The sequence below is a fragment of the Gordonia sp. AC31 genome, assembly GCF_031844505.1.
GTDB classification, from domain to species: Bacteria; Actinomycetota; Actinomycetes; order Mycobacteriales; family Mycobacteriaceae; genus Gordonia; species Gordonia hongkongensis.
The window spans coordinates 15543-35703 of record NZ_JAUZVK010000028.1; the positions used below are offsets into that span (position 1 = coordinate 15543).

At 69.3% G+C, this 20161-nt stretch carries 17 protein-coding genes; 15 read left to right on the forward strand and 2 right to left on the reverse strand.

Annotated elements, in window-relative coordinates; translation table 11 throughout:
• Positions 1-62: 62 nt before the first annotated feature.
• Entirely contained in the window at positions 63-2945 is a 2883-nt protein-coding gene (uvrA, locus tag Q9R39_RS21905; RefSeq protein WP_068971019.1) for an excinuclease ABC subunit UvrA, read from the forward strand.
• A 113-nt stretch (positions 2946-3058) separates the two neighbouring features.
• Here the strand turns inward: uvrA and Q9R39_RS21910 are convergent, their stop codons facing one another.
• Both Q9R39_RS21910 and Q9R39_RS21915 read right to left on the reverse strand, forming a co-directional pair.
• Entirely contained in the window at positions 3059-3346 is a 288-nt protein-coding gene (locus tag Q9R39_RS21910) for a PspA domain-containing protein (protein ID WP_078113163.1), read from the reverse strand.
• A 73-nt stretch (positions 3347-3419) separates the two neighbouring features.
• Positions 3420-3845 (reverse strand): DUF1844 domain-containing protein, encoded by a 426-nt coding sequence (locus Q9R39_RS21915; protein ID WP_058253854.1) that lies wholly within the window; start codon positions 3843-3845, stop codon positions 3420-3422.
• Positions 3846-4110: 265 nt separating this feature from the next.
• Between Q9R39_RS21915 and infC the strand changes: the two genes are divergently transcribed.
• The 14 genes from infC (at position 4111) to Q9R39_RS21985 (ending at position 20035) form a co-directional block, all read left to right on the forward strand.
• On the forward strand, positions 4111-4752 hold the full coding sequence (gene infC / locus Q9R39_RS21920; protein WP_162540013.1) for a translation initiation factor IF-3: 642 nt from the start codon (positions 4111-4113) through the stop codon (positions 4750-4752).
• 146 nt (positions 4753-4898) lie between these two features.
• Positions 4899-5093: a 50S ribosomal protein L35 gene (gene rpmI / locus Q9R39_RS21925; RefSeq protein ID WP_012834577.1), complete on the forward strand. Its 195-nt coding sequence runs from the start codon at positions 4899-4901 to the stop codon at positions 5091-5093.
• Between the two features lie 43 nt (positions 5094-5136).
• Complete coding sequence (gene rplT / locus Q9R39_RS21930; protein WP_010844357.1) at positions 5137-5517, forward strand: 50S ribosomal protein L20; 381 nt, start codon at positions 5137-5139, stop codon at positions 5515-5517.
• Between the two features lie 47 nt (positions 5518-5564).
• Positions 5565-6374, forward strand: a complete 810-nt coding sequence (locus Q9R39_RS21935) for an RNA methyltransferase (RefSeq protein ID WP_078113161.1) — start codon at positions 5565-5567, stop codon at positions 6372-6374.
• A gap of 46 nt (positions 6375-6420) precedes the next feature.
• Complete coding sequence (locus Q9R39_RS21940) at positions 6421-8901, forward strand: Tex family protein (RefSeq protein ID WP_078113160.1); 2481 nt, start codon at positions 6421-6423, stop codon at positions 8899-8901.
• A 110-nt stretch (positions 8902-9011) separates the two neighbouring features.
• Positions 9012-10406 (forward strand): acyltransferase family protein, encoded by a 1395-nt coding sequence (locus tag Q9R39_RS21945; protein WP_078113159.1) that lies wholly within the window; start codon positions 9012-9014, stop codon positions 10404-10406.
• 124 nt (positions 10407-10530) lie between these two features.
• Positions 10531-11583, forward strand: coding sequence for a phenylalanine--tRNA ligase subunit alpha (gene pheS / locus Q9R39_RS21950; RefSeq protein WP_078113158.1), 1053 nt, complete (start codon positions 10531-10533; stop codon positions 11581-11583).
• Positions 11584-11646: 63 nt separating this feature from the next.
• Positions 11647-14124 (forward strand): phenylalanine--tRNA ligase subunit beta, encoded by a 2478-nt coding sequence (gene pheT, locus Q9R39_RS21955; protein WP_078113157.1) that lies wholly within the window; start codon positions 11647-11649, stop codon positions 14122-14124.
• A 58-nt stretch (positions 14125-14182) separates the two neighbouring features.
• Positions 14183-15232 carry an N-acetyl-gamma-glutamyl-phosphate reductase gene (argC, locus tag Q9R39_RS21960; RefSeq protein WP_078113156.1) on the forward strand — a complete coding sequence of 350 codons (1050 nt, stop codon included), beginning with the start codon at positions 14183-14185 and terminating at the stop codon, positions 15230-15232.
• On the forward strand, positions 15229-16491 hold the full coding sequence (argJ, locus tag Q9R39_RS21965; RefSeq protein ID WP_078113155.1) for a bifunctional glutamate N-acetyltransferase/amino-acid acetyltransferase ArgJ: 1263 nt from the start codon (positions 15229-15231) through the stop codon (positions 16489-16491). The genes argC and argJ overlap by 4 nt, the downstream gene beginning before the upstream one ends.
• The gene (gene argB, locus Q9R39_RS21970) at positions 16488-17405 is read left to right on the forward strand and encodes an acetylglutamate kinase (protein ID WP_311278251.1); all 918 of its coding nucleotides are present in this window, start codon (positions 16488-16490) and stop codon (positions 17403-17405) included. Before argJ ends, argB begins: the two co-directional genes overlap by 4 nt.
• Positions 17402-18595, forward strand: a complete 1194-nt coding sequence (locus Q9R39_RS21975) for an acetylornithine transaminase (RefSeq protein ID WP_311278252.1) — start codon at positions 17402-17404, stop codon at positions 18593-18595. The genes argB and Q9R39_RS21975 overlap by 4 nt, the downstream gene beginning before the upstream one ends.
• The gene (argF, locus tag Q9R39_RS21980) at positions 18592-19515 is read left to right on the forward strand and encodes an ornithine carbamoyltransferase (RefSeq protein ID WP_058253843.1); all 924 of its coding nucleotides are present in this window, start codon (positions 18592-18594) and stop codon (positions 19513-19515) included. Before Q9R39_RS21975 ends, argF begins: the two co-directional genes overlap by 4 nt.
• 13 nt (positions 19516-19528) lie before the next feature.
• Complete coding sequence (locus Q9R39_RS21985; RefSeq protein ID WP_311278253.1) at positions 19529-20035, forward strand: arginine repressor; 507 nt, start codon at positions 19529-19531, stop codon at positions 20033-20035.
• The last annotated feature ends 126 nt before the right edge of the window (positions 20036-20161 follow it).

The window sequence follows — 20161 nt, forward strand, 5'->3', positions numbered from 1 at the left end:
CCGTCGGTACTGTGCCCGTGCGCCGTCTGTGCGCCCTGTGACTCGAGAATGTAAGGACTGCAGTGGTTGATCGTCTGATCGTCCGAGGTGCCCGCGAACACAATCTGCGCGGCATCGATGTCGACCTGCCCCGGGACAGCCTCATCGTCTTCACGGGGTTGTCGGGATCGGGCAAGTCATCCCTCGCCTTCGACACGATCTTCGCGGAGGGGCAGCGGCGCTACGTGGAGTCACTGTCCGCCTATGCGAGGCAGTTCCTCGGGCAGATGGACAAGCCGGATGTGGACTTCATCGAGGGCCTCTCGCCCGCGGTGTCCATCGATCAGAAGTCGACCAACCGCAATCCCCGGTCGACCGTCGGCACCATCACCGAGGTCTACGACTACCTCCGTCTCCTCTACGCCCGCGCCGGCAAGGCGCACTGCCCGATCTGCGGCGAGCCCATCGCCAAGCAGACACCCCAGCAGATCGTGGATCAGGTGCTCGCGATGGACGAGGGCACGCGCTTCCAGGTGCTCGCGCCGGTCGTGCGTACCCGCAAGGGAGAGTTCGTCGACCTCTTCGCCGAGCTCCAGACCCAGGGCTTCTCCCGCGCCCGCATCGACGGCGTCGTCCATCAGCTGACCGATCCGCCGAAGCTGAAGAAACAGGAGAAGCACGACATCGAGGTGGTCGTCGACCGCCTGGTCGTCAAGGCCAGCGCCAAGCAGCGCCTGACGGATTCGGTCGAGACCGGTCTGCGTCTGGCCGACGGCATCATCGTGCTCGACTTCGTCGACCTCGAGGAGGACGACCCGGAACGCGAGCGCCGCTTCTCGGAGCGGATGGCCTGCCCGAATGCGCATCCGATCGCGATCGACGACCTCGAACCGCGGTCGTTCTCGTTCAACTCGCCGTACGGCGCATGCCCGGAATGCGACGGGCTCGGCATCCGCAAGGAGGTCGACGAGGAGCTCGTCGTGCCCGACCCGGAGATGTCGCTCGCCGAGGGTGCCATCGCGCCGTGGTCGACCGGGCACAACGCCGATTACTTCCTCCGGTTGATGTCCGGTCTGGCCGATCAGATGAAGTTCGACATCAACACGCCCTGGAAGAAGCTGCCGATCAAGGCGCGCAGGGCCCTGCTCAACGGCAGCGACCACCAGGTCCACGTCAAGTTCCGCAACCGGTACGGCCGCACCCGCTCGTACTACACCGAGTTCGAGGGCGTGCTCTCGTTCCTCGCGCGCCGCATGGACCAGACCGAGTCCGAGCAGATGAAGGAGCGGTACGAGGGCTACATGCGGGACGTGCCGTGTCCTGCCTGTCAGGGTGCGCGCCTGCGCCCGGAGATCCTCGCCGTCACGCTCGACCACCCGGAGTTCGGGCCGAAGTCGATCGCCGAGGTGTGCGCCCTGTCGGTCGCCGATTGCGCCGACTTCCTCGACCAACTGCGGCTCGACTCCCGGCAGGCCGCGATCGCGGGACGGGTCCTCAAGGAGGTCCAGGCCCGCATCCGCTTCCTGCTCGACGTCGGACTCGAGTACCTGTCGCTCGAGCGCGCCGCGGGTTCGTTGTCGGGCGGTGAGGCGCAGCGCATCCGCCTGGCCACCCAGATCGGTTCGGGTCTCGCGGGCGTCCTCTATGTTCTCGACGAGCCGTCGATCGGTCTGCACCAGCGCGACAACCGCCGACTCATCGACACGTTGACGCGGCTTCGGGATCTGGGCAACACACTGATCGTCGTCGAACACGACGAGGACACCATCCGCGCCGCCGATTGGATCGTCGACATCGGGCCCCGTGCCGGGGAGCACGGCGGGCACGTGGTGCACAGCGGCAGTTACAAGGACCTGCTGAAGAACCGGAAGTCGCTGACCGGTGCTTACCTCGCCGGTCGCGACACCCTGCCGGTGCCGGACATCCGGCGGCCGATCGATCGCAAGCGCCAGCTGACGGTCGTCGGCGCACGGGAACACAATCTCCGTGGCATTGACGTGTCGTTCCCGCTCGGCGTGATGACCGCGGTCACCGGTGTCTCGGGGTCGGGCAAGTCGACGCTCGTCAACGACATCCTGGCCACCGTGCTCGCCAACAAGCTCAACGGCGCGCGTCAGGTGCCCGGGCGTCACACCCGCATCAAGGGCCTGGACAACCTGGACAAGCTCGTGCAGGTCGACCAGTCGCCGATCGGGCGCACCCCGCGGTCGAACCCGGCCACCTACACCGGTGTCTTCGACAAGATCCGCACGTTGTTCGCGGCGACGACCGAGGCGAAGGTCCGCGGCTATCAACCGGGGCGGTTCTCGTTCAACGTCAAGGGCGGCCGCTGCGAGGCGTGCACCGGTGAGGGCACGATCAAGATCGAGATGAACTTCCTGCCGGACGTGTACGTCCCGTGCGAGGTCTGTCACGGCGCGCGGTACAACCGCGAGACCCTCGAGGTGCACTACAAGGGCAAGACCATCTCCGAGGTGCTCGACATGCCGATCGAGGAGGCCGCCGACTTCTTCGAGCCCGTCACCTCGATCCATCGCTACCTGAAGACACTTGTCGACGTCGGTCTGGGCTATGTCCGGCTCGGGCAGCCGGCGCCGACGCTGTCCGGCGGTGAGGCACAGCGCGTGAAGCTGGCGGCTGAATTGCAGAAGCGGTCGATGGGCCGGACGGTCTACATCCTCGACGAGCCGACCACCGGTCTGCACTTCGAGGACATCAAGAAGCTGCTCGCCGTGATCAACGGCCTGGTCGACAAGGGCAACACGGTCATCGTGATCGAGCACAACCTCGATGTCATCAAGACCGCCGACTGGGTCATCGACATGGGACCCGAGGGTGGCGCGGGTGGTGGAACCGTGGTCGGCGAAGGTACTCCGGAGGACATCGCCGCGACTCCGGGCAGTCACACCGGCAAATTCCTGGCCGAGATCGTCGACATCGACCACGCGGTGGCGTCGGTGGGCTGAGCCACCGAACGCGAATCGCCACTTCCGTTGCAGGAGCGCCGGTTACCGCGGCAGACGTCAACGGGAGTGGCGATTTGCGTGTTCTGAGGGGGAATGCGCGGCGGGGGAGTGCGCTACGAACCCATCGACTTGCGGATCTCCTCGAGTCGCTTCTTCGCGGCCTCGTCGCGTTTGCGCATCATCTCGTCGACGGACTGGCCTTCGGCGCTCGCCTCCGCCAGCTCCTGCGACCCGATCGCGGTGGTGATGCGGTTCTCGATCTTGTCGCGCACGAAGTCGAAGGTCGGGACGCCGCTGTCGGAGTAATCCGGATCGGGAACCGCTCCGGGCACCGGGCCGGTCGGCACGATCTCCGCATCGATGATCTCGTCGGACCGTCCGGGCTCCTCGGCATTCGTCATGGGTCCAGCGTAGGCCCTCCGCTGGTCGAGCAGCGCCGGCCGAGCGGAGCGAGGCCGCCGCGTGTCGAGGCCACTACCGCCGAGGCGCGCGAACCGGGCCGGTGTACTTCTCGCCCGGGCCCTCGCCGGGCTCGTCCGGGTATGCACTGGCCTCCCGGAACGCCAGCTGCAGCCCTTTGAGGCCGTCGCGGATGGGCGCGGCGTGGATGCCGAGATCGGCTTTCGACGCGTCGACGATGCCGGCCAGGGCGGTGATCAGGGTGCGGGCCTCGGGCAGGTCGATCCGGTCGGCCGGGGTCCCCTCGGCCAGGCCGAGCTTCTCGGCCGCCGCGCTCATCAGCATGACGATGGATCGGGTGATGACCTCGATGGCCGGAATATCGCCCAGGTCACGGACGTTGTCGGGATCGGTGTGCGCCGCATCTCCCAGGTCGGCGCCATCGCCCGTCGCACCCTCCGGGGGTAACGGTGCAGGTGACGAATAGGAGTTCTCGGCCATGGCTGTTAGACTCCCATAGCACGACCGCCCTGGTATGCGCCGGGGTCGTAAGTGGAGTTCCGCTCCCACCGTTCGACGCGAGGTTCTCGCAGTTGCACGGTCCGGTTCACGCCGATCGTCGCAGATCGCATCTCTCGATGCTGAGCTGCATGTCGTCGGCAGCGTGTGTCAGCACTGGCACGCGTGGACGAACCGGTCGGTATCGGAGCCCCGCGGACATCAGTCCCGGGGCTTCCTTGCTGAGGTGTCCCGCAGGTTCTCTTGCATACGTCCCTCGCCACGACGCGACGGTTACCACTGCAGGATTGAACAAGGAGGCCCCATCAGCACTGAGACCCGCATCAACGAGCGCATCCGCGTCCCTGAGGTCCGACTCGTCGGACCCAACTCGGAGCAGGTGGGCATCGTGCGTGTTGAAGATGCGCTTCGCTTGGCCTACGAGGCCGATCTCGACCTGGTCGAGGTGGCCCCGGACGCCCGTCCGCCGGTCTGCAAGATCATGGACTACGGCAAGTTCAAGTACGAAGCGGCCCAGAAGCAGCGCGAATCGCGTCGCAACCAGCAGATGACCGTCATCAAGGAGCAGAAGCTCCGTCCCAAGATCGACGACCACGATTACGAGACCAAGAAGGGTCACGTCATCCGGTTCCTCGAAGCGGGATCCAAGGTGAAGGTCACCATCATGTTCCGCGGCCGCGAGCAGTCCCGCCCCGAGCTCGGCTACCGACTGTTGCAGCGCCTGGGCAACGATGTCGCCGACTACGGCTTCGTCGAGACCTCGGCCAAGCAGGACGGCCGCAACATGACGATGGTCCTCGCGCCGCACAAGGGTGCGAAGACCCGCCAGAAGGCGCAAGAGAGCCGTGAGCGTTCCGGTGGCCCGAAGGCCGCCCCAGACGCGAGCTGATCCGCGAGAACTGAGCGGACGAGAACTGAGTCGATCGGCCGGACGAGAGTCCGAACCGCTCCGGCCGAGATCACGACACGCGAACACGGGTACACACCGGACCTCGCCGGGTCCGGTGCCCGAGTTCGCCCGAGAGAAGGAAGAACATGCCGAAGAGCAAGACCCACAAGGGCACCGCGAAGCGCTTCAAGGTGACCGGCAGCGGAAAGATCGTCCGCCAGAAGGCCAACCGCCGCCACCTGCTCGAGCACAAGTCGTCTCGGCGCACCCGTCGTCTCGACGGCACCACCGTCGTCAGCGAGAACGACGCCCCGCGCATCAAGCGACTGCTCAACCGCTGACGCCAGCGACCCCAGACATCTGACAAGCAAAAGGATCTAACACATGGCACGCGTGAAAAGGGCCGTCAACGCCCAGAAGAAGCGTCGGTCCACCCTCGAGGCCTCGAAGGGCTACCGCGGACAGCGGTCGCGCCTCTACCGCAAGGCGAAGGAGCAGCAGCTCCACTCGCTGAACTACGCCTACCGCGACCGTCGCGCGCGCAAGGGTGAGTTCCGCAAGCTGTGGATCTCGCGTATCAACGCCGCGGCCCGCGCCAACGACATCACCTACAACCGACTCATCCAGGGCCTCAAGGCCGCGGGTGTCGAGGTCGACCGCAAGGTGCTCGCCGACATCGCCGTGACCGATCCCGAGGCCTTCACCGGTCTGGTCGAGGTCGCCCGCAAGGCACTGCCGGCCGACGTCAACGCGCCGGCTGCCTGATTGCGCACCAGCACCCACGACCCGCGAGTCGCGCGGAAGAACCTCCGATGACGGAGGTCCTGTCCGAGCGATCCTCGCGGGTCGTGTCGTATGCGAAGCTTCATCGCGCGGCCGAGCGGCGCGACCAGGGTCGCTTCGTCGCCGAAGGTGCCAATGCCGTCGCCTCGGCGCTGGCCGTCGGACGGGCCGAGGCGGTCCTGGTCGCTGACGACGAGCAGTTCCGTCATCGCGATCTCGCCGAGACCGCCGCGGCGGCTGGCGTCCCGGTGTCGGTGATCACCGGCCGCGCCGCGTCGAAGCTGGCCGAGACGTCCACGCCCGCGGGCATCTTCGCGATCTGCCCGTTGCTCGACGTGCCGCTCGACGCCGTCCTCACCGCCGGGCCGCGACTCCTCGCGATCGCGGTCGAGCCGCGGGAGCCCGGGAACGCGGGCACGCTCATCCGCTGCGCCGACGCGATGGGCGCCGACGCGGTGATCCTGCTCGGTGATGCCGTCGACCCCCACAACGGCAAGTGCGTCCGTGCGAGCGCGGGAAGCGTGTTCACGGTGCCCGTGGTGCGTGAGCGCGCCGTCGACGACGCCCTCGACGCCATCCGGGGGTCCGGCATCAGCCTGTTGGCGACCGCGGCCGATGGCGAGGTCGCCCTGGACGCGGCGGGCGACATCCTCTCCGGCCGCGTCGCATGGCTCTTCGGCAACGAGGCGCACGGCCTGTCGGTCGAGGTGCAGCGGTCCGCCGACCACCGCGTGTCCATCCCCATCCGTGGCCGCGCCGAGAGCCTGAATGTCGCTGCCGCGGCGGCCATCTGTCTGTACGAGAGCGCCCGTGTCCACGGCGCGGCGGGTCGCGTCTGACCGCTGTCCGAGCCGGCCGGTAGGGTCGGCGATCGTGTCAGAAACTGTGTCACCCGACTCCGCGCCCGAACCCGCACCCGCGACCCCCGGCTCGCCGGCCGCGGCACCCCAGACGGTGCCCGCGCCCGATCCCGCGGTCGTGAACTCCCGCATCGCGTCGGCGATCGCGACCGAACTCGGGGTGGGCGCCGGTCAGGTGCGATCGGCGATCGAGTTGCTCGACGGCGGATCGACGGTTCCGTTCGTCGCCCGATACCGCAAGGAGGCCACCGACGGCCTCGACGACGCGCAGCTGCGTACCCTCGACGAGCGTCTCGGTTACCTGCGCGACCTCGAGGCCCGACGCCAGGCCGTCCGCGAATCCATCGCCGCGCAGGGCAAACTCGACGCCGCACTCGATGCGCGCATCCTCGAGGCCGACACCAAGGCGCGCCTGGAGGACATCTACCTGCCCTACAAGCCGAAGCGCCGCACCAAGGCCCAGATCGCACGCGAGGCCGGACACGAGCCGGTGGCCGATGCACTGCTCTCGGACCCGACGACGGACCCGGCGACCTTCACCGCCGAGCAGCTCGACGGCGCCCGCGCGATCGCCGTCGAGCGGTTCGCCGAAGACGCCGACCTCGTCGGCGAACTCCGTGAGCTGATGTGGCAGACCGGAGTGTTGCGCACAACGGTTCGGGACGGCAAGGAGTCGGCCGGCGCCAAGTTCGCCGACTATTTCGAGTTCTCCGAGCCGTTCACCTCGCTGCCGTCGCACCGGGTGCTGGCCGTGCTGCGCGGCGAGCGCGAGGAGATCCTGTCGGTCACCCTCGACGCCGATCCGGCAGCGGCCGACCGGCCCGCCGGCCCCGGACCGTACGAGCAGCGGATCGCCGCCCGGTTCGGCATCGCCGATCAAGGGCGTCCGGCCGACCGCTGGCTCACCGACACGGTGCGCTGGGCATGGCGTACCAAGCTGTTCGTCGGGCTGTCCCTCGACGTCCGGATGCGGCTGCGTCAGGCCGCCGAGGCCGACGCGGTGGCGGTGTTCGCGACGAACCTCAAGGACCTCCTGCTGGCCGCGCCCGCCGGGTCCCGTACGACGATGGGGCTCGACCCCGGTCTGCGCACCGGCGTGAAGGTCGCAGTGGTGAACGCGACCGGCAGGGTCGTCGACCACGCGACGATCTATCCGCACGAGCCCCGGCGCGACAAGTCCGGTTCGCTCGCCGTGCTCGGCGCACTCGTCGAGAAGCACGGCGTCGAACTCATTGCCATCGGCAACGGCACCGCCTCACGCGAGACCGATGCGCTCGCCGGCGAACTCCTGTCGGCGATCAAGGAGGCCGGCAAGAAGCCGCCGACGAGCGTCGTCGTGTCCGAGGCGGGTGCCTCGGTCTACTCGGCGTCGGCGTACGCGTCGAAGGAATTGCCGGACCTCGACGTCTCCATCCGCGGCGCGGTCTCGATCGCCCGCCGGTTGCAGGATCCGCTCGCCGAGCTCGTGAAGATCGATCCGAAGTCGATCGGCGTGGGGCAGTACCAGCACGACATCTCCGAGACCCTGCTCGCGCGCTCACTCGGGGCGGTCGTCGAAGACGCGGTGAACGCGGTCGGCGTCGACGTGAACACCGCGTCGGTGCCGCTGCTGTCCCGCGTGTCCGGCATCACCGCGGGCCTCGCGGAATCGATTGTCGCGCACCGTGACACCAATGGCGCGTTCCGGGATCGCAAGCAGATCACCGCGGTGCCCAGGCTCGGCCCCAAGGCATTCGAGCAGTGCGCCGGCTTCCTGCGCATCGCCGAGGGCGACAATCCGCTCGACGCGTCGAGCGTGCACCCGGAGGCGTACCCGGTCGTCACGCGCATCCTCGACAAGGTGGGCACCGATGTCCGGTCGCTGATCGGCGACACCGCGACCCTCACCAAGTTGCGACCCGAGGAGTTCGTCGACGAGACGTTCGGTCGTCCGACCGTGGTCGACATCATCGCCGAACTCGACAAGCCCGGGCGCGACCCGCGGCCGGAGTTCAAGACCGCGACGTTTGCCACGGGCATCGAGAAGGTCTCCGACCTGACCCCGGGGATGGTCCTCGAAGGTCAGGTCACCAATGTGGCCGCCTTCGGCGCGTTCGTCGACGTCGGCGTGCACCAGGACGGCCTCGTCCATGTCTCGGCGATGGCACACCGCTTCGTCTCCGATCCCCACGAGGTCGTCAAGTCCGGCGACATCGTGAAGGTCAAGGTCATGGACGTCGACATCGACCGCAAACGCATCGGGTTGTCGCTGCGGCTCGACGACGAACCGGGCAGTGACGGCAAACCCTCCCGCGCGCCGCGCGGGCAGGGGCGGGAGGACAGTGCTCGTGGCGGCGGCAATCAGCCGCGGAGGAACGATCAGCGTGGCGGCGGACGGGGCAACCCGGGCGGCCAGGGCCGGGGCGCTCAGGGACAGGGCAACCGAGGCGGGAACCGGAACGATCGACGCCCGGCACCCAGCGGGGCGATGGCCGACGCGCTCAAGCGAGCCGGCTTCGGCAAGTAGGGTCGCGGCCCGGGCGGGCCGGTTGTGTGTTCGCGGGTGCGGGGATTGCCGACCCCGAGCGAGTAGTTTTCCTCAGGCCGTGCCGGTCGCCGCGGCCGAGACTCGACGCCATGCCCAGCATCGTCTCGCGACGGTCGGCGTCGACCGGCCTGCCCACGCCCCGTGAACTCTCCGCCCTCACCGGGGACCGCGACCGCGTCATCGACCTGATCCGCATCATGTCGCTGGCGGTCGTGGTCGCCGGCCACTCGATCATGCTCACCGTCGAGGCGACCGACGATTCGATTCATCTCGGCAACACACTCGGCGACGTGCCCGCTCTGCAGCCGGCAACCTGGCTGCTGCAGGTGCTGCCGCTGTTCTTCTTCGCCGGTGCCGCCGCGGCGACCCGCGGCTGGACCTCGCGCGGCGACGGTGCCACACCGACCGCCGGGCAGTGGCTCGTCGCCCGGACACAACGGTTGATGCGCCCGGTGTTCTGGTACCTCGGGGCCGTCGCGGCCGTGTATGCCGTCCTGTCCGGTACCGGTGCCACGGTGGCGGCCGACGTGGTCGCGCGTCTCGGGGTGCAGTTGCTGTGGTTCCTCGGCGCCTACCTGCTCGTGCTGGCGGTGGTCCCGTTCCTGCAGCGCCTCCGGTCCGTCGGTGGTGTGCTGGCCGCCCTGGCGGTGTGTTGGGGGAGCACGGCGATCGTCGACGCCGTCCGACTGACGGACGGCCCCGCAGCGCTCGGCTACCTGAACTTCCTCGCCGTGTGGACGATCCCCGCGGTCCTCGGGGTCGCGTACGCCAAGAAGATCCTGCGGCCCGGGCTCGCCGTCCTCGCGGCCGCCGGTGCGCTGGCAGCCGACCTCGTCCTCGTCACGTGGGGACCCTACGAGGTCTCCCTCGTGACGGTTCCGGGCCAGCACCTGTCCAACATAAGTCCGCCGAGCCTGCTGCTCGCCGGCCACGCGATCGTGTTGTGCGCGGGCGCGATCGCGGTGCGCCGATTCCTCGCGGTCGTGGCCGACCGTCCGCGCGTCTGGTGGTGGGTGGTGCTGGGCAACCGGGGCGCGATGACGCTGTATCTCTGGCATCTGCCGGTGCTCGCGGCGATCATCGGTCTGTGCGCCGCGGCCGGCATCGACCGCGGCGACGTCGGCGCGGCGTCCTTCCCGATGATCGTCGGGGCGCAGACCGTGTTGCTCCTCGCGGGCATGGTCCCGGTGGTCGCGATCCTGTCCCCACTCGAGAACCGGTCCCTGCCGTGGTGGGACGAACCGGTCGCCCGGCGCAGCGGACCGGTGCGGAACGCGGCCCTGCTGACGGCGCTGGCCGGGCTCGGCGTGGCAGTGCTGATGCTCGCGCGCGGCGGTCTGACCGGCGACGGTGTGTGGTGGCTGATCATGGGCCTTGCCTGTGCCACCTGCTCGCGTTGCCTCGCGGTTCCCGCCGGTCGTCCGACGGCAGCGCCAGGGCTTCCCGGTGACGACGCCTCCCTGCAGGTCAGCGCCCCGCGGTAGTCGACTACCCTCGACGGGAGTCATCGTCGGCGCCGGAGGTGTCCGCCGGCCCGTTGGGTCGGCGTGCACAGCGCGACGACGATGCCGACCATCCATCGATCGACGCACGAGGAGCACGCCCACCGTGGCCACTTCCGCCGACGCAACGGCATTCCCGGGACCCGACGACCTCGAGGCGGCCGCGACGTCGGCCATCGAGGACTTCGAGGCGGCGGCCGACCTCGATCAGCTCGCCGCGGCCAAGTCGGCGCACCTCGGTGATCGCTCGCCGATCGCACTCGCCCGGCGCGCGCTTGGTTCCCTCCCCAAAGAGGAGCGTTCCGAAGCCGGCAAGCTGGTCAACCAGGTGCGCGGCCGGGTGTCGGCGGCCCTGGAGGCGCGCACCGCCGTCCTCGACGCCGAACGGGACGCGGCGGTCCTCGTCGCCGAATCGATCGACGTGACCCTGCCGAGCGGCCGGCGTCCGGTGGGTGCGCGACATCCCATCACCGTCATCGCCGAGCAGGTGGCCGACGTGTTCGTCGGTATGGGCTGGGAGATCGCGGAGGGCCCGGAGGTCGAAACCGAGCACTACAATTTCGACGCGCTCAACTTCTTGCCCGACCACCCCGCCCGGTCGATGCAGGACACCTTCTACATCGCGCCCGAGGGATCGCGGCAGGTCCTGCGGACGCACACCTCGCCGGTGCAGGTGCGCTCGATGCTGAGCCGCGACCTGCCCATCTACGTGGCGTGCCCGGGCCGGACGTTCCGGACCGACGAGCTCGATGCCACCCACACCCCGGTCTTCCATCAGATCGAGGGACTCGCCGTCGACAAGGGACTCACACTGGCGAACCTGCGGGGCACCCTGGAGACCTTCGCGCGGGCACTCTTCGGCCCGGAGACGACGACCCGCATGCGGGCGAGCTACTTCCCGTTCACCGAACCCTCCGCCGAGGTCGACGTGTGGTTCCCCGCCAAGAAGGGCGGACCCGGCTGGGTCGAGTGGGGCGGCTGCGGCATGGTCAACCCGAATGTGTTGCGCGCCAGCGGTATCGACCCGGATGTGTACTCCGGATTCGCGTTCGGGATGGGCCTGGAACGCACCCTGCAGTTCCGCAACGACATCTCCGACATGCGGGACATGGTCGAGGGGGACATCCGGTTCACCCTCCCGTTCGGTCCGGCCGCCTGACCGGCACCGCGCAGATCCCGCCCCGACGACTCCTCACGACGCGACGAAAGTAGTTGATACACAGTGCGTGCACCACAGTCCTGGTACACCGAGGTCCTCCGCGCCGGCGACCCGCAGTGGTCGGCGACCACCGATGAGATCGACGCCGGTTTCGTCCGTGTCGGGTTCGAGATCGAGGACATCGAGGCGTTCCCGGAGATCACCGGACCGCTGGTGATCGGTCGCGTGGAGACGATCGAGGAGCTCACCGAGTTCAAGAAGCCGATCCGGTTCTGCACGGTCGCCGTCGGTGAGGACGAGCCCCGCGGAATCGTCTGTGGTGCACGCAACTTCACCGAGGGTGACCTGATAGTCGCCGCGCTGCCGGGGGTCGTGCTCCCCGGTCCCTTCGAGATCGCCTCGCGCAAGACCTACGGCCGGGTGTCCGACGGCATGATCTGCTCGGTCTCCGAGCTGGGTATCGGCACCGATCACAGCGGCATCCTCGTGCTCGCGCCCGGGACCGCCGAACCGGGCGCGGACGCCCGCGAGGTGCTGGGACTCGCCGACGCGGCGATCGACGTCAACGTCACCCCCGACCGCGGCTACGCGTTCTCGGTTCGCGGCCTGGGCCGCGAGCTCGCGGGCAGCTTCGGGGTCCCGTTCGTCGATCCCGGACTCCGGGCCGCGGACCTGGCGGACGACGGGTCGGCCCCGGCGTGGCCGGTCGCCATCGACGAGAACTCCGGCGCGACGCGTTACACCGCTCGGGTCATCACCGGTGTGGACCCGACCGCGATCTCCCCGTGGTGGATGCAGAAGCGGCTCATGGTCGCCGGTATCCGCCCCATCTCCGCGATCGTCGACATCACCAACTACGTCATGATCGAACTCGGTCAGCCGCTGCACGCCTTCGACGCCGACCGTGTCACTGGAGCCGTCACGGTCCGGTCGGCCCAGCCGGGGGAGAAGCTCACCACCCTCGACGACACCGTTCGCGTCCTCGACCCCGAGGATGTGCTGATCGCCGACGAGACCGGACCGATCGCCCTCGCCGGTGTCATGGGCGGCGCGAGCACCGAGGTGGGTCCCGAGACGACGACGGTGCTGCTGGAGTCGGCGACCTTCGATCCGGTTCGGGTCTTCCGCACCGCGAAGCGCCACAAGCTGACCTCCGAGGCCAGCAAGCGGTTCGAGCGGATCGTCGACCCCGAGATCACCGCGGTGGCCTCCGACCGCGCCGCCCGGCTGATCGTCGAGATCGCCGGCGGACGCATCGCCTCACCGCTGTCCGAGACCCATGTCCAGACCCCGATCCGGTCGACCATCGCCATCGCTGCCGACGAACCGGACCGGGTCGCGGGCGTCAGCTATCCGCCGGGAACCACCCTGACGCGGCTGACCGAGGTCGGTTGCGTGGTGACCGGGACCGACGAGCTGGACGTGTTCCCGCCCTCGTGGCGACCCGATCTGCGGCAACGCGCCGACCTGGTCGAGGAGGTCCTGCGTCTGGAGGGCTTGGAGGACATCCCCGCCGTGGTTCCGCGCGCGCCCGGCGGCACCGGACTCACCCCGGTTCAGCGACGCAGGCGCAGCGTGGGACGCACCCTCGCGCTCGACGGCTACGTCGAGGTCCTGCCGTATCCGTTCATGCCGGCCGGCGTGTTCGACCTCTGGGACCTGCCCGCCGACGATGAGCGCCGGCGCACCGTGAAGGTCCTCAACCCACTCGAATCCGATCGCCCCGAGCTCAACACGACGTTGCTCCCGGGTCTCCTCGAGATGGCGGCCCGCAACATCGCACGCGGTCAGCGGGATCTGTCGCTGTTCACCATCGGTCAGGTCGTCATCGCCGGCGATCACGTCGCCGCGGTGGACGCGCTCGACGTCACGCGCCGCCCGACCGACGAGGAGATCGCGGCGCTCGACGCCTCGCTGCCCCATCAGCCGCTGCACGTCGGCGTCGTCCTCACCGGACTGCGCGATCCCGCGGGCCCCTGGGGTCCGGGACGCGCCGCCGACCACCTCGATGCCTTCGAGGCGGCGCGCACGATCGGTCGCGCGGCGGGGGTGACCGTCGAGCTCACCGCCGACGATCAGCGCCCATGGCATCCCGGCCGCTGCGCGCGGCTGACGGTCGACGGCCGCACGGTCGGTTACGCCGGCGAACTCCACCCCGCGGTGCTCGAGCGGGCCCATCTGCCGAAGCGGACCTGCGCGGTGGAGATCGACATCGACGCACTGCCCTTGGACGCGCGACTCCCGGCGCCGTCGGTGTCGGTGTTCCCCGCGGTCCTGCAGGACGTCAACGTCGTCGTCGGAGGGGAGGTCCCGGCTGCGGACGTCCAGAAGGCGCTTCGTGAGGGGGCCGGCGACCTGCTCGAGGACATCGCACTGTTCGACGTCTTCACCGGTGAACAGGTCGGCGCGGGCAACAAATCGTTGACGTTCTCGCTGCGGTTCCGCGCCCCGGACCGTACCCTCACCGAGGACGAGGCCAACGAGGCCAAGCTGGCCGCCGTCGACGCAGCCGCAGCGCGGGTGGGGGCCCGTCTCCGCTGACCCCAACGGCGTGTCACCCCGCCGTGAATTGATTTGCATCCTGCTGCATAATGATCACATGGCTTCGACAAGCAAGGTGAGGGTGGCGGTGGCCGGCGCGAGCGGCTACGCGGGTGGCGAGATACTCCGGTTGCTGTGCGGGCACCCCCGTCTGCGATCCGGCGAACTCGAGATCGGCGCACTCACCGCGGGTGGCAACGCCGGGACACTCCTGGGTGCACATCATCCCCATCTGCTCCCGCTGGCCGACCGGGTCCTGCAGGACACGACACCGGAGATCCTCGCCGGACACGACGTCGTCTTCCTGGGCCTGCCGCATGGCGCATCCGCGGTGATCGCCGATGCCCTGCCGCCGACGACGCTGATCATCGACTGCGGGGCCGACTTCCGATTGCGCGACGCCGGTGAATGGACGTCGTACTACGGCGGAGACCACGCCGGGACCTGGCCGTATGGTCTGCCCGAGTTGCCCGGCAACCGGGAAACGCTCCGGGACGCGAGCCGGATCGCGGTGCCCGGTTGCTATCCGACGGTCTCGATCCTGTCGTTGCTCCCGGCCATCGCCGCGGGCATCGCCGATCCGCACGTGACCGTCGTCGCGGTGAGCGGGGCATCGGGTGCCGGTCGGTCGCCCAAGGTCGACCTGCTGGCGTCCGAGGTCATCGGGTCCGCGCGGGCCTACGGCGTCGGCGGGGTCCACCGGCACACGCCGGAGATCTCCCAGGCGCTCTCGGTTGCCGCGGAACAGCCGGTGACCGTCTCCTTCACGCCCATCCTCGCCCCGATGGCCCGCGGCATCCTCGCGACGTGCACCGCGCGCACCGGGGCCACCGCGGAGGAGGCCCGCGCGGTCTACGAGAAGGCCTATGCCGACGAGGAATTCGTGCACGTGCTGCCGGAGGGGCGACTGCCTGCCACCGGTTCGGTGATCGGCTCCAACGCCGTCCAGCTCGGCGTGACCGTCGACGAACGCGCACAGACCCTCGTGGTCGTCGGCGCAGTCGACAACCTGACCAAGGGGACCGGCGGCGCCGCGGTCCAATCGATGAACCTGGCGCTGGGCTGGACCGAGAACGAGGGACTGAGCACCGTGGGAGTGGCACCGTGACCGGATCACAGGGCAGCGCGGAAACAGAGCAGGACCGGATCGAGGGCGGCGCCCCCGGCGATCACCCGCGGCTCGTGCGGAACCAGGGCGTCACCGCGCCCCTGGGTTTCCGGGCCGCCGGAATCGCGGCGGGCATCAAGGCATCCGGTGCGCTCGACCTCGCACTCGTCTTCAACGAGGGCCCTGACCATTCCGCCGCCGGCGTCTTCACCCGCAACCAGGTGAAGGCAGCACCGGTGCTGTGGTCACAGCAGGTCCTCACCACCGGCCGGCTGCGCACCGTGATCCTCAACTCCGGCGGCGCGAACGCCTGTACCGGACCGGGTGGCTTCCAGGACACCCACAAGACCGCGGAGGCGGTGGCCGACGCGCTGAGCAACTGGGGGACCAGCACGGGCGCCGTGGAGGTCGCGGTGTGCTCCACCGGACTGATCGGCGACCGGCTGCCGATGGACAAGGTCCTCGCCGGGGTCACCGAGATCGTCCAGGACATGGGCGGCGGCCTGTCCGGCGGCACCGACGCGGCCCACGCGATCATGACCACCGACACCGTCCCCAAACAGGCTGCGCTGCACCACCCGCAGGGGTGGAACGTCGGCGGCATGGGCAAGGGCGCCGGAATGCTGGCGCCGTCGCTGGCGACGATGCTGGTCGTGCTCACGACCGACGCGGTGGCCACCGCCGAGCAGCTCGACACCGCCTTGCGCAGGGCGACGGCACGCACCTTCGACCGGCTCGACATCGACGGCTCGTGCTCGACGAACGACACGGTTCTGCTGCTGAGTTCGGGCGCCAGCCAGATCCCGGTCGAGCAGACCGATCTCGATGACGCGGTGTTCGCTGCCTGCGACGATCTCGCCGCCCAGATGATGGCCGACGCCGAGGGGGTCACGAAGCGGGTCGTGATCACGGTCACCGGCGCGCACACCGAGGACGACGCGCTGACCGTCGCCCGTGCCGTCGCGCGAGATTCGCTGGTGAAGACCGCCCTGTTCGGGTCGGATCCGAACTGGGGGCGGGTACTCGCCGCGGTCGGCGCGTCGCCGGTGACCGTCGATCCCGACCGGATCGCGGTGTCGTTCAACGGCAACCCGGTGTGCGAGAACGGTTTCGGGGTCGAGGGCGCGCGAGATGTGGACCTGTCCGGCCCCGACATCGCCGTCGTCGTCGACCTGAAGCTGGGAGAGTCGGCGGCCAGTGTCCGAACCACCGACCTCTCCCATGCGTACGTCGAAGAGAACTCGGCGTATTCGTCATGAGCGAGACGACATCGGGCGTCCACCCGATCGACCCCGCGGCCGGCCTGGCCAAGGCGAAGGTCCTCGCCGAGGCCCTGCCCGCGCTCCAGCGACTCGCCGGCGCGACCGTCGTCGTCAAATACGGCGGCAACGCCATGATCGACGACGAGTTGAAGAAGGCGTTCGCGGCGGACATGGTCTTCCTGCGCGCCTGCGGCATGCATCCCGTGGTGGTGCACGGTGGTGGCCCGCAGATCTCGGCGATGCTGAAGCGACTGGGACTCTCGGGTGAGTTCAAGGGCGGATTCCGGGTGACGACCCCCGAGGTCATGGACGTCGCCCGCATGGTTCTCTTCGGTCAGGTCGGGAGGGAGCTCGTGGGCCTGATCAACTCGCACGGACCGTATGCCGTCGGCATCACCGGCGAGGATGCCCACCTGTTCACCGCGACGCGGCGCACGGTGCTCGTCGAGGGTGTTCCCACCGACATCGGCCTCGTCGGCGACATCGCGTCGGTCAACACCTCGGCGGTGCTGGATCTGGTTGCCGCCGGCCGCATCCCGGTCGTCTCGACGATCGCGCCGGACCGCGACGGGGTGGTGCACAACATCAACGCCGACACCGCGGCCGGTGCTCTCGCCGAGGCGTTGGGGGCGTCCCGGCTGGTGATGCTGACCGATGTCGAAGGCCTGTACACGGACTGGCCCGACCGCGGATCCCTGGTCTCCCAGATCGACACCGACACACTCACCGCGCTGTTGCCGTCGCTGGATTCCGGCATGGTCCCCAAGATGGAGGCCTGCCTGCGCGCCGTCACCGGCGGCGTCGACCGCGCACACGTGATCGACGGGCGTGTCGCCCATTCCGTACTGGCCGAACTGTTGACCGAGAGCTCGACCGGCACCACCGTCGTCGTGCCTGAGGAGGACGCATGACCGCGCCACTGCAGCAGCGCTGGGCACAGTCGCTGATGAACAACTACGGCACACCCCCGATCGCCCTCGTGGAGGGCTCGGGAGCGTATGTCACCGACGCCGAGGGCAAGCGCTACCTCGACCTGCTCGGCGGGATCGCGGTGAACGCCCTCGGCCACGCCCACCCGGCGATTGTCGACGCGGTCACCCACCAGCTCCAGACGCTCGGGCACGTGTCGAACCTGTACATCGCCCCGCCCGTCGTCGAACTCGCCGAGGCATTGCTCGGCCGGTTCGGCCATCCGGGTCGCGTGTTCTTCTGCAACTCCGGCACCGAGGCGAACGAGGCCGCGTTCAAACTGGCCCGACGGAGCGGACGGCCCGAGATCGTCGCGGCGGAGCAGGCCTTCCACGGACGCACCATGGGTGCGCTCGCGATGACCGGTCAGCCCGCCAAACGCACTCCGTTCGAACCGATGCCGCCGGGCGTCCGGTTCGTTCCCTACGGTGACGTCGACGCGCTCGACGCCATAATCACCGACCAGACCGCCGCGGTGATCCTCGAACCGATCCTCGGCGAGGCAGGCGTCGTCGTGCCCCCGGCCGACTACCTGGCGGCCGCTCGCCGGATCACCGAGGACCGCGGCGCGCTGCTGATCCTCGACGAGGTGCAGACCGGCGTCGCGCGCACCGGTACGTTCTTCGCCCATCAGCAGGTGGGCGTGGTCCCCGATGTGATGACGCTTGCGAAGGGATTAGGCGGTGGCCTGCCCATCGGCGCGTGTATCGCCACCGGTCCGGCGGCCGACCTGTTCGGGCCGGGCCAGCACGGCACCACTTTCGGTGGCAATCCGGTCAGTGCGGCTGCCGCGCTGGCCGTCCTGGGGGTCATCGAAGCCGACGGTCTCCTCGATTCCGTTGCCGCGGTGGGGAAGTCGATCGCAACCGGCATCGAGGACCTGCAGCATCCGCTGGTCTCGCATGTGCGTGGATCCGGCCTGTTGCTCGGTGTCGTGCTGACGCAGCCGCTCTCGCAGCGCGTCGAGGCCGCCGCCCGGGACGCGGGGTTCCTGATCAACGCACCCGCGCCCGACGTCCTGCGCCTGGCCCCGCCGCTGATCCTCACCGAGCAGCAGGGACAGGATTTCGTGCGCGCGCTACCGACACTGCTCGACACCGCCGCCACATCGAACGAGGGGGACAAGCCATGACCAGACATTTCCTGCGCGACGACGACCTGACCCCGGCCGAGCAGGCCGAGGTGCTCGCACTCGCGGCCGAGGTCAAGGCGAAGCCGTTCGACTTCCGGCCGCTGGAGGGCCCCCGCGGGGTCGGGGTGATCTTCGACAAGAACTCCACCCGCACCCGGTTCTCGTTCGAGGTCGGCATCGCCCAGCTCGGCGGTCATGCGGTCGTCGTCGACGGCCGGACGACCCAGCTCGGCCGCGAGGAGACCCTGGAGGACACCGGCCTGGTCCTGTCCCGCTTCGTCGACGCCATCGTGTGGCGGACGTTCGGGCAGGACCGGCTCGAGGCGCTGTCCTCGACCGCCACCGTCCCGGTCGTCAACGCGCTGTCCGACGAGTTCCACCCCTGCCAGGTGCTCGCCGACCTGCAGACGATCGCCGAGCACAAGGGCCAGCCGGCGGGCCTGACGATGACGTACCTGGGTGACGGCGCGAACAACATGGCGCATTCGCTGGCGCTCGGCGGCGTCACGGCCGGCATGCACGTCGTCCTCAGCTCGCCGGACGGCTTCCAGCCGGACCCGGCGGTGATCGCCGACGCCGAGAAGCGTGCCGCGCAGACCGGCGGCTCGGTGACGCTCGAGACCGACCCCGTCGCCGCCGCGACGGGGGCCGACGTCCTGGTGACCGACACCTGGGTGTCGATGGGGCAAGAGGACGACGGAAAGGACCGCACGGCGCCGTTCCGGCCGTACCAGATCAACGATGACCTGCTCATGCATGCCGCCGATGATGCGATCGTGCTGCACTGCCTGCCGGCCCATCGTGGCGACGAGATCACCGCCTCGGTGATCGACGGACCCCGCAGCGTCGTGTTCGACGAGGCGGAGAACCGCCTGCACGCGCAGAAGGCCCTGCTGATCTGGCTGTTGGACCACCAGTGAGCGGACACCCACGATGACCGCCGGAGCCGAACCCTCGGAGAGCCGCCTCGCCGCCACCCGGGCGGGTCGTCATGCGCGCATCATCGAGATCTTGTCCACGCATCAGGTACGCAGCCAGTCGGAGCTGCAGCGGTTGCTCGCCGAGGAGGGCGTCGACGCCACCCAGGCCACCCTGTCGCGCGACCTCGACGAACTCGGGGCCGTGAAGCTGCGGGCAGCGGACGGCGGCGCCGGGGTCTATGTGGTGCCCGAAGACGGTTCGCCCGTCCGCGGTGTGTCCGGCGGCACCGACCGGCTCGGCCGGCTCGTGTCGGACCTTCTGGTCTCGACCGACAGCAGTGGCAACCTCGCGGTGTTGCGAACGCCCCCGGGCGCCGCGCACTACTTGGCGGCTGCGCTCGACCGGGCGCGCCTGCCCGACGTCGTGGGGACGATCGCCGGGGACGACACGATCTTCGTCGTCGCGCGCGAGCCGCTCGACGGAGCGGTACTCGCCCGCCGGATCGAGGGCCTCGTGTAACCCTCGCCGCATCGACATTCTCGGTTCCGCCTCCGCGGAACCGGCAGACCACACCAAACGAACAGCCGAGACACCGCCAACCGGATACCCGGGCGGTGTCGTCGGAACACCGGGGCCGATGATGGA

Coding starts and splice junctions, on each gene's coding strand:
- Q9R39_RS21910 (WP_078113163.1), bottom strand. CDS start 3,346: ATGACGAATGCCGAGGAGCCCGGACGGTCCGACGAGATCATCGATGCG.
- Q9R39_RS21915 (WP_058253854.1), bottom strand. CDS start 3,845: ATGGCCGAGAACTCCTATTCGTCACCTGCACCGTTACCCCCGGAGGGT.
- rpmI (WP_012834577.1), top strand. CDS start 4,899: ATGCCGAAGAGCAAGACCCACAAGGGCACCGCGAAGCGCTTCAAGGTG.
- rplT (WP_010844357.1), top strand. CDS start 5,137: ATGGCACGCGTGAAAAGGGCCGTCAACGCCCAGAAGAAGCGTCGGTCC.
- Q9R39_RS21935 (WP_078113161.1), top strand. CDS start 5,565: ATGACGGAGGTCCTGTCCGAGCGATCCTCGCGGGTCGTGTCGTATGCG.
- Q9R39_RS21945 (WP_078113159.1), top strand. CDS start 9,012: ATGCCCAGCATCGTCTCGCGACGGTCGGCGTCGACCGGCCTGCCCACG.
- argC (WP_078113156.1), top strand. CDS start 14,183: ATGGCTTCGACAAGCAAGGTGAGGGTGGCGGTGGCCGGCGCGAGCGGC.
- argB (WP_311278251.1), top strand. CDS start 16,488: ATGAGCGAGACGACATCGGGCGTCCACCCGATCGACCCCGCGGCCGGC.
- Q9R39_RS21975 (WP_311278252.1), top strand. CDS start 17,402: ATGACCGCGCCACTGCAGCAGCGCTGGGCACAGTCGCTGATGAACAAC.
- argF (WP_058253843.1), top strand. CDS start 18,592: ATGACCAGACATTTCCTGCGCGACGACGACCTGACCCCGGCCGAGCAG.
- Q9R39_RS21985 (WP_311278253.1), top strand. CDS start 19,529: ATGACCGCCGGAGCCGAACCCTCGGAGAGCCGCCTCGCCGCCACCCGG.